Source organism: Micromonospora pisi, assembly GCF_003633685.1.
Lineage (GTDB): Bacteria > Actinomycetota > Actinomycetes > Mycobacteriales > Micromonosporaceae > Micromonospora_G > Micromonospora_G pisi.
In genome coordinates, this window is the sequence record NZ_RBKT01000001.1 from 6027722 (window position 1) to 6040367 (window position 12646).

Genomic DNA, 12646 nt, shown 5'->3' on the forward strand with positions numbered 1-12646 from the left:
GTTGTGGTCGAGCGCGACGAGGCGGTGGCATGAGCCAGCCGCAAGCGCGGGAGTTGGAGTTGCCCCCACCGCTGCCGGTGGGTGGGCTGCGGGTGATACCGCTGGGCGGTCTGGGCGCGATCGGGCGCAACATGACCGTCTTCGAGTACGACGGCAAGCTGTTGGTGGTCGACTGCGGGGTGCTCTTCCCCGATGTCGAGCAGCCCGGTGTCGACCTGATCCTGCCCGACTTCGCACCGATCCTCGATCGGCTGGAGGACGTGCAGGCGATCGTGTTGACACACGGGCACGAGGACCACATCGGCGCGGTGCCGTACCTGCTCGCCCACAAGCCGGACATTCCGCTGGTCGGCTCGCAGTTCACCCTCGCGCTGGTGGAGGCGAAGCTCGCCGAGCGGCGGATCGAGCCGTACACGCTCACCGTCCGGGAGGGGGCGCGGGAGCGGCTGGGGCCGTTCGAGTGTGAGTTCTTCGCGGTCAACCACTCGATTCCGGACGCGCTCGCGGTCGCTGTCCGTACCCCGGCCGGCCTGGTGCTGCACACCGGTGACTTCAAGATGGACCAGCTCCCGTTGGACGGGCGGCTGACCGACCTGGCCGGTTTCGCCCGGCTCGGCGCCGAGGGCGTCGACCTGCTCCTCTCCGACTCGACGAACGCGGAGATCCCCGGCTTCGTCACCCCGGAGCGGGAGATCGGCCCGGTGCTCGGTTCGATCTTCGGCAAGGCGCGTGGTCGGATCATCGTGGCGTCGTTCGCCTCGCACGTGCACCGGGTGCAGCAGGTGCTGGACGCGGCCACCGAGTACAACCGCAAGGTGGCCCTGATCGGCCGCTCGATGGTGCGCAACATGGGCATCGCCCGCGACCTCGGGTTGTTGCAGATCCCGCCGGGCCTGGTGGTCGGGCTGGACGAGGCGACCACCCTGCCGCCGGACCAGATCGTGCTGATGTCCACCGGTTCGCAGGGCGAGCCGATGAGTGCGCTGGGCCGGATGGCGACGGGTGATCACCGGCACATCACGATCGCGCCCGGCGACACCGTCGTGCTGGCCAGTTCGCTGGTGCCGGGGAACGAGACCTCGGTCTACCGCGTGATCAACCGCCTCTCCCGGGCCGGTGCGACGGTGATCCACAAGGACGTGGCGAAGGTGCACGTCTCCGGTCACGCGCCCGCTGGCGAGCTGCTCTACCTGCTCAACGTGGTGCGGCCGAGCAACCTGTTGCCGGTGCACGGCGAATGGCGGCACCTGCGGGCGCACGCCCGGCTGGGCATCGAGTCCGGCGTCGCCCCCGACCGGGTGGTGCTCTGCGAGGACGGCGACGTGGTCGACCTGGTCGAGGGACGGGCGTCGTTGGTCGGTCACGTGAAGAGCCGGTACGTCTACGTCGACGGCCTGGCCGTCGGTGACGTGGGGGAGTCGCTCCTCACCGAGCGGCGGATGCTCGGCGACGGTGGTTTCATCGCCGCGACCGTGGTGATCGACTCGGTCACCGGCAAGGTCGTCGGCGGTCCGACCGTCTCCGCGAAGGGCTTCTCCGACGACCCGGAGGCGTTCAACCCGGTGATCCCGCTGATCACCGAGGCGCTGAGCCGGGCCGCGACCGACGGCATCACCGATCCGCACCAGTTGCAGCAGATCGTTCGCCGTACGGTCGGGCGCTGGGTGAACGACGCGTACCGCCGCCGGCCGATGATCGTGCCGAACGTGGTCGAGGTCTGACCGCAGTCAGCTCGGGATCCGGTGTGCCGAGGCCGATGGCCCGTCACACCGGATCCGGTTGCGCCCCGGCGGCGCGTCGGGCCCGGTTGCCCAGTTCCCGTAGGTGGTCCACCAGTTCCGGCGGCTCGTGCACCTGGAACTCACAGCCGAGCCTGAGCAGCCGCGCCGCCAGCCACTCCAGGGTGTCGGCGTGCCCGTGCAGCCGGCAGCTCCGTTCGTCGACCGGTTCCACTTCACCGGCGGCCGTGCCGAGCCGGACGGTGACCTGTTCGGCCGGCAGGTGCAGGGTCGCCCTCACCCGGTAGGTGGGGGCCAGGGAGTACATCCTGCGGGTGACGAAGGCGGCGGCGTCCGGATCGGGCGGTTCGCGCGGTGGCACCCGTACCCCGGTCGATCGTGGCTCGTCGATCCGGTCGACCCGGAAGATCCGCCAGTCGGCGCGCTCGTTGTCGTACGCCAGCAGATACCAGCGGCGCCCGGCCGACACCAGCCGGTACGGCTCGACTAGCCGTCGACTCGCCTCTCCCGTCACCGAGCGGTAGTCGAAACGTACCCGCTCGTGGGCGGCGACCGCCGAGGCGAGCACCGTCAGGGTCTGCGGGTCGACGTTCGTCCCGTCCTCGCTGAACATCGGCACGGGGGCGGCGGCGAACGTGCCCACCCGGTGCCGTAGCCGGGACGGCAGCACCTGGGCCACCTTGGCCAGGGCCCGTACGGATGCTTCTTCGATGCCGTCCACCGGGTGCCCGGCGGCGATCCGCAGTCCGACCGCGATCGCCACCGCCTCCTCGTCGTCGAGCAGCAGCGGTGGCATGGCCTTGCCGGCGGCGAGCCGGTAGCCGCCGGTGGCGCCGAGGGTCGCCTGTACCGGATAGCCCAGCTCACGGAGGCGGTCGACGTCGCGACGGACGGTACGGGGGCTGACCCGCAGCCGTGCGGCCAACTCGCTGCCGGGCCATTCGCGCGGGGTCTGCAACAGCGAGAGCAGCTTGAGCAGCCGGCCGGGGGTGTTGCTCACGGTTCCCAGTCTGCCCGGCAATGGGGACAGGTTCTGGCCTAGATGGCTCGTAGCGTCGAGCGGGCCGGGGGGAATGTGCCCGCCTCCCGGCCCGCTCGACGGTCCACGAGGAGCAGCATGAGCAACCAGATCCGCCCGTTCCGTATCGAAATTCCGCAGGCCGACCTGGACGATCTGGCCGACCGGCTGTCCCGGGTCCGGTGGCCCGGTCAACTGCCCGGCGAGGACTGGCGTCGGGGCGTGCCGGTGGCCTACCTCAGGGAGTTGGCCGGCTACTGGCGCGACGGTTACGACTGGCGCGGGCAGGAGTCGCGGCTGAACGGGTTTCCCCAGTTCATGACGGAGATCGACGGGCAGGACATCCATTTCCTGCACGTACGTTCCGAGGTGCCGGGCGCACTGCCGCTCCTGCTCACCCATGGCTGGCCCAACTCCTTCGTGGAGTTCGTCGAGCTGATCGGCCGGCTCACCGACCCGGGTGCGTACGGTGCCGATCCGGGCGACGCGTTCCACGTGGTCGTACCCTCGGTGCCCGGTTTCGGGTTCTCCGCTCCGCCGCGCGGGACCGGTTTCACCGTCGCGCGGGTGGCCGGGATCTGGGCGGAGCTGATGCGCCGCCTTGGGTACGAGCGCTACGGCACCCAGGGCGGTGACCTGGGCGCGTACGTCGCTCCGGCGGTGGCGCGGGTCGCCCCGGAACAGGTGGTCGGGGTGTACGTGATCAGCGGGCTCGGTTTCCCGACGGAGGAGGACCTGCCCACCATGACCGAGGACGAACGGGTCGCCTTCGCCGATCTCCAGACACAGGACTGGATGAACGGCGTCGACCACCACGCGCTGCTGCGCGCGGCGCCGCAGACCTTCGCGTACGGATGGCACGACTCCCCGGTGGGCGCGTTGGCCTGGATGACCCAGAAGTTCAAGGAGTTCTCCGTCACCGGGGAGTTGCCGGATCGGACGATCGACCGGGACCTGCTGCTGACCAACGTGAGTCTCTACTGGCTCACCGGCACCTTCGGGTCGTCGTCCTGGCCGATGTACGACAGCACCGGTTTCGGCTGGCCGGAGGGGCAGAAGGCGGTGCCGACGGGTGTCTACAGTGGCCCGCCGGGGTTCCGCCGGCTGGCCGAGCGGGACAACACGATCGTGCACTGGCCGCAGGGGAACCCCGGTGGTCACCATTTTGTGGCGATGGAGCAGCCCGATCACGTCGCCGCCGACCTGCGTACGTTCTTCGCACCGCTCCGCTGAGTGCCGCTGCCGCGCCTGAGCCCGGACGGGTTCGGGCTCGGCGGTCAGTCGCCGCCGAACCAGCCCGGTACGTCCAGCGGAAAGCCCTCCGGGTGAGTGTGCGCAGGTCGGACTCGAATTCCCGGAAGCGGTCCGGGCCGAGGGTCCGTGCCCAGCGGGAGCGGAGTTCGTCGAAGACGCGCGCTGACCGGACCAGGGAGTCGACACCGCGTTCGGTGAGGCGTACGACCTTGCGGCGGGCGGTGCCGACCTGCGGCGTGGCGGACGGGGACAAGTTGGTGCCGGCCTGGGTGGTCTAGCGAGCGTCACCGCGTGCCGGCCGCCGGGCCGTCGGTGGGCCCGGTCGGCTCCGGGTTCCGGCTGGTCCGTGCCATGCTGGTTGCCGTGACACGAGAGGACCTGGTCCGGCTGCGCCGGGCCCGTGACCTGATCAACCGGGAGTACGCCCGGCCGCTCGACGTACCCGCGCTTGCCCGGGACGCGCTGATGTCGACCGGTCACTTCTCCCGCAGCTTCCGTGCCGCCTTCGGCGAGACGCCGTACAGCTACCTGATGACCCGACGGATCGAGCGTGCCAAGGCGCTGCTGCGCCGGGGTGACCTGAGCGTCACCGAGGTCTGCATCGCCGTCGGCTTCTCCTCTCTCGGATCGTTCAGCTCCCGCTTCACCGAACTGGTCGGGGAGACGCCCAGCGCCTACCGGGCCCGCAACCACGGCGCCGCCGCGTCCATCCCGGCCTGTTTCGTCAAGATCGGCACCAGGCCGGTCAGGGATGGGAAGGCACCGCAACTGTCCGGCACGTAGCGTGACCCGCATGGGCATCGCACTCACCTACTGCTTCATCGCCGTCGACGACCACGAGAAGGCGCTCGCGTTCTACCGGGACGCGGTTGGTCTGGAGGTGCGCAACGACGTCGGCTACGAGGGCATGCGCTGGGTCACCGTCGCCGCGCCGGGCCAGGATGCCCAGATCGTGCTGGAGCCGCCGGGGATGGACCCGGACGCGTCGCCCGCCGATCGGGAGACGATCGCGGACCTGATGGCCAAGGGGCTGATGCGCGGGGTCGTGTTCACCGTCGACGACTGTGACGCCACCTTCGAGCGGATCAGGGCCAGTGGCGCCGAGGTCCTCCAGGAACCGATGGACCAGCCGTACGGCGTACGCGACTGCGCCTTCCGGGACCCGGCCGGCAACCTCGTACGCTTCAACCAGCAGCCGAATCCGTAGATGGGGGCAACCGTCAGCGAAGGCCGGGTACCTGAACTCCTCCCTGGGGCTGTGTGGGATCTCGCCGGGGAAACCTCCGTCTGGCCGACCGCGCTCACGCTTGCGGAACGGTCCGGATTCACGCTCTGGGGTGGCAACCTTCCGGATGGCTCGGACCGCCTGTTGGCCATGGGCCAACAGATCCTCGTGTTCTCCTCGCTCGGCCCGTTGCGTCGGTTCGTGACTCGCACGTCCTATGACTTCTCCGCCGTCTTCCCGGGATTCGCCGAGTTCAGGGACAGGATCGCCCACGTGTGGCCCGAATGGTCGGGGGAGTTGGCGGAGGAAGAGCTCGATCGCCTCGATCTGCGGTCCGTGTTGGACGCGATCGTGATCGGCGAGGCGCATGTGTCGCCGTACGCGGGGAACGTGTTCGACTGCCTGAACCTGCTCTACGACCTGTCCGTGCAGTTCCCGACGGTCGAGGGACTCGCCTCGGCGGCGGACACCGGCGCGTTGAAGGATCTGTACCGGGTGATCTGGGGCGAGGTGGATCCTCAGGTCCTGGACTACGCCGAATGTGAGCGGCAGTTCAGGCTGGCGCTGGAGTTGGTGGAGGGCCTTGTCCGATGGGTCGACCCGAAGGAGACCGACCTGATCGGATGACCGGTCTGACCGGCATCGGTCGGCGTTCCCGGTCGACCGGTCCTCGTAGGACCGTGCGAGGCTAGTCCGGGTCGGGCAGCAGGCCCTCTTCCCGAAGTTGCGCGGAGTGAGCCTCCGGCGGGGGATCCGGGTCGTAGTCCGACGGGCGAGGTGGCTCCGGCCCGTCGGGTCCGAAGCGGAGCAGGATGACGATCCTGGTGACCCGGAACCGTCGGTTGAGCACGCAGACCTCGTTGGCCCGACTGGCGTCGAGGTCGTCGGCGGCCTTCGCGTACGCGGCGGCCTCCGCCTCGGTGGGACTGCCGATTTTCGGGATCAGGTAACGGAAGTTGAAGGTGATCAGGTCACGGGCGGCCTGTGGCGAGCCGACCGCTCGGGTGTCCGGTTGCCAGTGTCCGTCGACGTACTCGGCCACCGCGTACTCGGTGGGGAGGAAGACCCCGTCCGGGTGGGTGCGTACGGCGCGGCGGCTGTCGGCGTACACGTCCGGGGGAACGCTCGCCTTGGCGTAGTGCGAGGGGAGCAGGTTCACCTTGAGCAGGCCGTGTGCCACCCCGGTCGGCACCCGTGGATTGACGACCAGTCCCTCGCTGCCCCGGGGCGCCTCGCGAGCCGCCCCGGGTCCCTTCGGGTCGGGGTCGGTCGGTCGGGGCGGCTCGGGTCCGTCGGCTCCGAACGCGGCGAAGGTGTCGGCCCGGATGATCCGGTAGTGGCGTCCGGCGACGGACAGCTCGTCGACCTTCTCCCAGTCCAGGATCTGCCCGGCGGCGGTGAGTTCCTCGGCCTCGGCGGGGTCGACGTCTTCCAGGAGGCGTTCCCGGAAGCGGTACGCGAGGCTGTCCCTGGCCGCCTGCGGGGTGTGCTCCTCGAGGCTGCTGATGCGCCAGCCGCCGTCGCCGAGGTCCTCGGCGTGGCCGAAGAGTGGTCCGCCCAGCCGTAGGTTCGGATAGGTCCGGGCCCGTCGGGCGGCGTCCTCCTCGGTGACCGCCGCGACCGGATCGTCGGATCGCACGACCCTGATCACTGTCTCGCGCGCCGTCCGCGCCTCATCGTCACGCACGCAACACAGTATGTAGTGGATGGGGGCCGGCCACCAGCACCTGTTTCCGCAGCGAACCACTATTCGACGACACCTAATAGCTGCTACTATGCGTCGCATGATAGTTGAGGGGAGAGCGCCGGCCGGCGACGCCGACCGGCAGACCCAACTGTTGCGCGGCGCCCTCGACATGTGCCTGCTCGCGTTGCTGGCCAAGGAGCCGGCGCACGGCTACGAACTGGTTCGGCGGATCGACGACGCCGGGTTCGAGGCGGTCGGCTACGGCACCATCTACCCGCTACTGACCCGCATGCGGCGCCTCGGCCTGGTCGCCGACGAGTTGCAGGCGAGCCCGAGCGGGCCGCCGCGCAAGGTCTACGCGCTGACCGACGAGGGCCGGTCCCGGCTGCGCACGTGGAGCCGACAGTGGACGGACTTCGTCCAGACCGTCAACGCCACCCTCACCGAAGCCGTCCCTCCGAGCCCGAGGAGCTGACCGTGCCGAGCAGCAACGGCCCCAGCGTGGAAGAGACCCTGGCGACCGCCGATCGCGAGTGGCGCACGCGCGGCGTCAACCACCGCGACCGGGCCGCCCTCGCCGCCGACCTCCGGCTCGACCTGGAGGCCGCCGCCGCCGACGGCGTCACTCCCGAGCAGCTTCTCGGCCCGGACGTACGCGGCTTCGCCCGACGCCTCGCCGACGAGGCGGGAGTGGTGCACGTCCCGCGCGCATATCGCAGGCTGCTTCTCACCGCCCTGGCCGGCACGGTGCCAGGCGTACTGGCGGGCTACGTCTTCATCGTCGTGATCTACCAGGTTCTCGTGTCGACCTTCGACCTGCGACGAGACCTGGAGGTGCCGCTCGTGGTCGGGCTCCTCGCCTACTACGGCACCGCGGCCGCGCTGGTGATCGGCGGGGCCCTCGTGGCCGTACGGGTGCGGATGCGGGAGGTGCCGCGAATCGGTCGCACGGTGGCGGCGATGAGCCTGCTGCTGCCGCTGGCCGGCGTGGCGATCACACCGGTCACGATGGGATTCGCCAGATTGACCGACTACGCCTCCACGGCGCCGGTGCTGCTGATCGAAGTGGCCCTGGTCCTGTCCGCGCTCGCCGGGGCGACGGTGCTGGCCCGCTGGTGGGCACTGCGGGAACGGGGCGTGACCGGTGCCGCGCCGGGCCGCCTGGTCGACGGTGGATCCCTCACCGGCTGAGTCCCCGTACCCAGGATTTCGGGGCCGTTCGCCGCATAGCCTGGCCTGCGGAGGCGGACATGGGCTATCGGTTGCTGACCACGGTGATCCTGGTGGTGCACTTCGGGTTCCTGGCCTACCTGCTGCTGGGCGGGTTCGTGGCCTGGCGTTGGCGCTGGACGATCTGGCCGCACCTGGCCGCCGCCGGCTGGGGGATGACCGTCGTCGTGGGCAAGGTGGTCTGCCCGCTCACCCACGCCGAGCACTGGTCCCGACGGCGGGCCGGTGAGACCGGCGCCGCCACCACGCAGGGATTCATCGACCGGTACGTCGAAGGCGTGATCTATCCGGAACAGTTCACCGCCCTGGCCCAACTCCTGCTCGCGCTCACGGTCGCCGCCTCCTGGGCCGGCTTCCTCCGCCCCCTCCTCCGACCCTCACCCGAACACCCCCCACGTCGTCGATTATGAAGTTGACGCGGTCGAGGGGCTGGATTCCGGCGCCAACTTCATGATCAACGGGGAGAGAGAGTCAGGGCAGGTCGGCGACCGCGTCGGCGAGGGCGGCGCCGGGGCCGATGGTGGCGTTGACCAGAGCGGCGAGCTGTGACGCGCTGACACCGTGTTCCAGGTCGGTGGTGACCTCACCGGCGATGATCAGTTCCCCCTCGCCGGTGTCGTGCACGTACGCCTTCGGCAGCAGGCGGTCGTGGTTCCAGGAGTTGCAGAACTCGTACGCCTCGGTCAACCGGTCCGCCGGCAGCCGCCGCTCGACGATGATCCGCGCGTGCAGGATCTCCTTCGCCTCGCCGAGCTGCTCGAACTGGATCAGGGTCTTGCCCCACTGGACGCCGACCGTGCCGTCGTCGTAGAGCAGATAGTGGTCCACCCGCCCTTCCAGCTCACGGACGATCGCCTCCATCCGCAGCGGCGCCACCAGGTCCTGCCGCGACCCCGGCGGCAGCGCGTCGGGCATCGCCCAGTCGTCCGGCGGCTCGTCCACCGGCAGGGTGACCTCCGCGTCGATCGGCCGCTCGGCGAGCCAGGCGGCCATCCGACCGGACTGGTGGCTGGAGCCGTTGCGGGCGTCGAAGCGGCCGGCGAGTTCCTGCGCCGTGGCCAGCAGTTGCGCGCCGAGCGCGGAGACGGAGAGGTCGGTCGCGGGCCGGTCGCCGTACTCCGGGCGGTGGATCGACATCTCGACCCCGGCCTCGGCGGCGAGCCGGCAGACCAGCGCACCGGCGGCCGCGAACTCCATCGCGGACGAATCGTCGTACGGCCGGTCCAGCCAGCCCAGGTGGGTGCCGAGAATCTCCAACCCGCGCTCGTGCAGGCCGGACAGCGCGCAGAAGCGCAGGTGCTCGGCGAGGAACGGGAACGCGTCCCGTTCGTGCCGGTGCCGGCGGTACGCCCGTACGTGCGCCTGTGCCGCCTCGTCGTACCGGCCCAGCCGCAGGTACGCGACGAGCACCGTGGTCAGCGCCTTCTCCGGTTGCTCGGCGCAACCGAGCGTGCCGGCGAGCACCGGTTCGACGGTGCGTACCGCCTCCTCCCACTCGCCCCAACCGGCCAGCAGTTCGGCCTGGCGGGACGGGTCGCAACCGGCGCAGTCGCTGTTCTCGTCCCGGCGGGCACCCTGCCAGCGGGTCAGCCACTGGCGGGCCTGCGCCTCGTCGCCGAGGTGGTCGGCGATCCGGCAGCGCAGGTTGTACACGGCCTGGAGGCTGCGTCCCTGCGCGCGGAACCGCCGCTCCAGGTCGTCCATGGCCGCCTGGGTCTGGGCCAGTCCCACCCGGGGGGTGCTGCGCAGCGCGGCGATCGCCCACTTGTGGTACCAGCGCAGCATCTCCGCGTCCCAGTCGTCGAAGAGCGACGGGTCGCGGTCGAACGCGGCCAGGCACCAGCTGAACGGCGGCAGCATCCGCCACCGTTCGGTGTGGTTGTTGTACGCGTCGATCAGCGCGAACCGGGCGTCGAAGCCGAGCCGTACGTCCGCGGCGGCGTCCGCGTGCGCCACGATCCGCTCCAGTTCGGCGATCTTGCCGTCGCCGTCGGGCAGTTCGCGAGCCTCCTCCAGCGCTTCGATCAACTCGCTCTGCTCGCTCATGGCATCTCCTCGGGGGGTGGGTCCGCCGCTCCGGTGCCGCCACCGGCCGGCGGGCCGGCGAACGCGCGGTCGAGCAGCGCGAGAAACGAGCGGTTCAGGGCGGCGGTGTCGACCGCCCGCAGCGGGTGGTGGCCGGCGAGCAGTGCCTGCCCGTACAGCGCCTCGATGCCGTGCCGCAGGGTGGCGCCGGGCGGGCCGGCGCTCATCCGCCGGATCAGCGGGTGTCGCCAGTTGAGGACCAGTTCCGGCCGGTGCTCGATCTCCACCTCGGCGAAGGCGGAGAGCACGTCGGACCAGAGGTCGTCCGCCTGGGCCAGGTCGCGCGCGACCGCGTCCTGGTCGTGGGCCTGCCGACTCATCACATAGAGCGCCGGTACGGTGACCGGCTCGAACTGCCGGATCAGCGGTACGCAGCCGAACTCGACGAGTACGTCCCGGGCCACCCGCAGGAAGCCGGCGAGTTCCGCCTCCAGTTCCGCCGGCAACGCCTCCAGTCGGGCGGCCAACTCGCCGGGATCGAGTCGCCGTACGGTGATCGACCGGTCGATCCGGGGCAGCCGCTCGAGGATCTCCGTGTCGTACGCGTACCCGGCGTTGACCAACGGGGTGCCGGCGGCGCTGGCGATCGCGGCCAGCGCGCGGAACTCGTCGACGGTCTCCGCGTAGCGCAGCACCGGTGCGTTCCGCCGGAACGCGCGCAGGGTCATCGTGCCCCGGCTGGTCTCGAACGGCAGCCCGGCGTCGACCAGACGCAGCATCTCGTCGTCGCGGACCGCGAGCGCCTTCACCCCGAGGTGGTGCACCCGCAGGAAGGCGGCGAGCCGGTCCGGGTGCCGCACCGAGAGGTCCAGCAACCAGTCCCGGATCTGCGCGCCGAGCGACTCCCGTACGCGGGAGAGCAGGTCGTCGTCGTAGAGCCCCTCACGGCTGGCGGTCGGGCGCAGTACCGAGGTGTCCACCACACAACGGACGAAGAACGCCCACTCCGGCACCAGCCCGGCGGCGTTTTCGCTGAGCAGCATCCGTTTCAGGTAGACCCGGTGGCCGGCCGGCCCGACCCCGCTCGCGGTCGGCAGCACAAAGCCGACACCGACCAGCCCGGCCTCCGGCACCCGCAGGTCGATCACGTCCATCGGCCGGCTGCCGAGTAGTCGGGTGCCGTGGTCGAGCAGTGCGAGGCGACGTACCTCCGGGTCGTCCTCGATCTCCCAGGGCGCCCGCGGCTCGGTCAGCCGCAGCTCGGCGGTCTCGGGAGCCTGCCGTACCACCTCGACGTCGAGCAGGTGCCCGTACGCCTGGACCAGGTCGCGGACCTGGTCCGGGGCGAACCAGTGCGCGCTGCCGGCCCGGGGCCGCAGCACCACCGTGGTGCCGACCGACGACCGGGCGTCGTCGTCGACCTCGACCAGGTAGCGCCCGTCGGCGTGACCGGTCCAGCGGACCGCCGGGGTGCCGGTGACCGAGCGGGTGAGCACCTCGATGGTGTCGGCCACCATGAAGCAGGAGAGCAGGCCGATGCCGAACTGGCCGAGGAAGTCCTGCCGGGCGAAGCCGAGTTCGTCGCGTTTGGAGGTACGCCCGACGCTGGCCAGGAAGGTGTGCACCTCGGGCTCGGTCAGCCCGACCCCGTTGTCGTGGACCCGGAGCGTGCCGTCGGCCTCGATCTCGAACACCACCCGGCCCGGCTCCGCCTCCGGGTCCGCCTCCGGGGCCAACGCCCGCCGGGCGGTGATCGCGTCCGCGGCGTTCTGGAGCAGCTCGCGGGCGTACACCCGGGGGCTGCTGTAGAGATGCTGGCTGAGCAGGTCGACCACACCGCGCAGGTCGACCCGGAACCGCTGTTCCATGAGGGGATCCCGCGTGGTCAGGGTCGCAGCTTGGCGACCGATTCGGACATGGCGCAGCCGGTCGAGATGCCGCAGTTGATGAGCTGGTCGAGCTGGTGCACCGTGACGCCCTGGGTCAGGCTCGCGGTCACCTCACCGCAGACCCGCGCGCTGCCGTCGTCGTCGACGTGCACGTACGTCTTGGGCCACAACTGCTCGTGGTTCCAGGTGTTGCAGAACGAGTACAGCTCCGGCACCTGTTCGATCGGGAACGTCGTCGCCGCCATCGTGCGGACCTGGAGCACCTGGCCCTCCGGACCGGCCCGGAAGAAGTAGATGAGGTTCTCCTCCCAACGGCCGACCAGGTCACCGTCGCTGTCGCTGTAGAAGGAGAAGTCGCGGGCGCTCAGCACCGCCGCGATGAGGTCGTTGGTCAGCGGTTGCAGGGTCTGCAACTGACCCGCCACGACGGCTTCCTCCGAGCTGTGCCCGGATCCCGGCGATGACATGCGACGTCCTCCCGTACGGCGAGATGGGCTGGTCGGTCTGCCCGTGATGTTAGGCGGGTCACGCGTCTCGGCATAACAGGGCCGGACCGTGTGCGGACACGACCGGTAAAAG

Annotated in this window: 13 protein-coding genes; 8 read left to right on the plus strand and 5 right to left on the minus strand. The window is 70.5% G+C overall.

Features of this window, described 5'->3' with window-relative positions:
- Positions 1–29: 29 nt before the first annotated feature.
- Positions 30–1721: a ribonuclease J gene (locus BDK92_RS25865; protein ID WP_121159038.1), complete on the plus strand. Its 1692-nt coding sequence runs from the start codon at positions 30–32 to the stop codon at positions 1719–1721.
- Between the two features lie 43 nt (positions 1722–1764).
- Here BDK92_RS25865 and BDK92_RS25870 read toward each other — a convergent pair whose 3' ends face one another.
- On the minus strand, positions 1765–2739 hold the full coding sequence (locus BDK92_RS25870) for a helix-turn-helix transcriptional regulator (RefSeq protein WP_121159039.1): 975 nt from the start codon (positions 2737–2739) through the stop codon (positions 1765–1767).
- Positions 2740–2856: 117 nt separating this feature from the next.
- Here BDK92_RS25870 and BDK92_RS25875 point away from each other — a divergent pair, with 117 nt between their 5' ends.
- The 4 genes from BDK92_RS25875 (at position 2857) to BDK92_RS25895 (ending at position 5863) form a co-directional block, all read left to right on the plus strand.
- The gene (locus BDK92_RS25875; RefSeq protein ID WP_121159040.1) at positions 2857–3990 is read left to right on the plus strand and encodes an epoxide hydrolase family protein; all 1134 of its coding nucleotides are present in this window, start codon (positions 2857–2859) and stop codon (positions 3988–3990) included.
- A gap of 372 nt (positions 3991–4362) precedes the next feature.
- On the plus strand, positions 4363–4794 hold the full coding sequence (locus BDK92_RS25885; protein ID WP_170208879.1) for a helix-turn-helix domain-containing protein: 432 nt from the start codon (positions 4363–4365) through the stop codon (positions 4792–4794).
- A gap of 10 nt (positions 4795–4804) precedes the next feature.
- Positions 4805–5218 (plus strand): VOC family protein, encoded by a 414-nt coding sequence (locus BDK92_RS25890; protein WP_121159041.1) that lies wholly within the window; start codon positions 4805–4807, stop codon positions 5216–5218.
- Between the two features lie 168 nt (positions 5219–5386).
- Complete coding sequence (locus BDK92_RS25895; protein WP_147457115.1) at positions 5387–5863, plus strand: hypothetical protein; 477 nt, start codon at positions 5387–5389, stop codon at positions 5861–5863.
- 61 nt (positions 5864–5924) lie between these two features.
- On the opposite strand, the gene BDK92_RS25900 is transcribed toward BDK92_RS25895, so the two are convergent.
- Complete coding sequence (locus BDK92_RS25900; RefSeq protein ID WP_246017245.1) at positions 5925–6923, minus strand: DUF5954 family protein; 999 nt, start codon at positions 6921–6923, stop codon at positions 5925–5927.
- Between the two features lie 97 nt (positions 6924–7020).
- On the opposite strand from BDK92_RS25900, the gene BDK92_RS25905 reads away from it, so the two are divergent.
- From BDK92_RS25905 to BDK92_RS25915, 3 genes are read left to right on the plus strand one after another with little or no spacing between them, the layout of a single operon-like run.
- A complete protein-coding gene (locus BDK92_RS25905) occupies positions 7021–7398 on the plus strand; it encodes a PadR family transcriptional regulator (protein ID WP_121159044.1) in 378 nt (125 codons plus the stop codon).
- Between the two features lie 2 nt (positions 7399–7400).
- The gene (locus tag BDK92_RS25910; RefSeq protein ID WP_121159045.1) at positions 7401–8114 is read left to right on the plus strand and encodes a hypothetical protein; all 714 of its coding nucleotides are present in this window, start codon (positions 7401–7403) and stop codon (positions 8112–8114) included.
- Positions 8115–8173: 59 nt separating this feature from the next.
- On the plus strand, positions 8174–8563 hold the full coding sequence (locus BDK92_RS25915; RefSeq protein WP_121159046.1) for a DUF2784 domain-containing protein: 390 nt from the start codon (positions 8174–8176) through the stop codon (positions 8561–8563).
- A gap of 61 nt (positions 8564–8624) precedes the next feature.
- Here the strand turns inward: BDK92_RS25915 and BDK92_RS25920 are convergent, their stop codons facing one another.
- From BDK92_RS25920 to BDK92_RS25930, 3 genes are read right to left on the minus strand one after another with little or no spacing between them, the layout of a single operon-like run.
- Positions 8625–10199 (minus strand): type III secretion system chaperone family protein, encoded by a 1575-nt coding sequence (locus BDK92_RS25920; protein ID WP_121159047.1) that lies wholly within the window; start codon positions 10197–10199, stop codon positions 8625–8627.
- Positions 10196–12046, minus strand: coding sequence for an HSP90 family protein (locus BDK92_RS25925; RefSeq protein WP_121159048.1), 1851 nt, complete (start codon positions 12044–12046; stop codon positions 10196–10198). Before BDK92_RS25925 ends, BDK92_RS25920 begins: the two co-directional genes overlap by 4 nt.
- Before the next feature lie 17 nt (positions 12047–12063).
- Entirely contained in the window at positions 12064–12534 is a 471-nt protein-coding gene (locus BDK92_RS25930) for a type III secretion system chaperone family protein (RefSeq protein ID WP_121159049.1), read from the minus strand.
- Between the last annotated feature and the right edge of the window lie 112 nt (positions 12535–12646).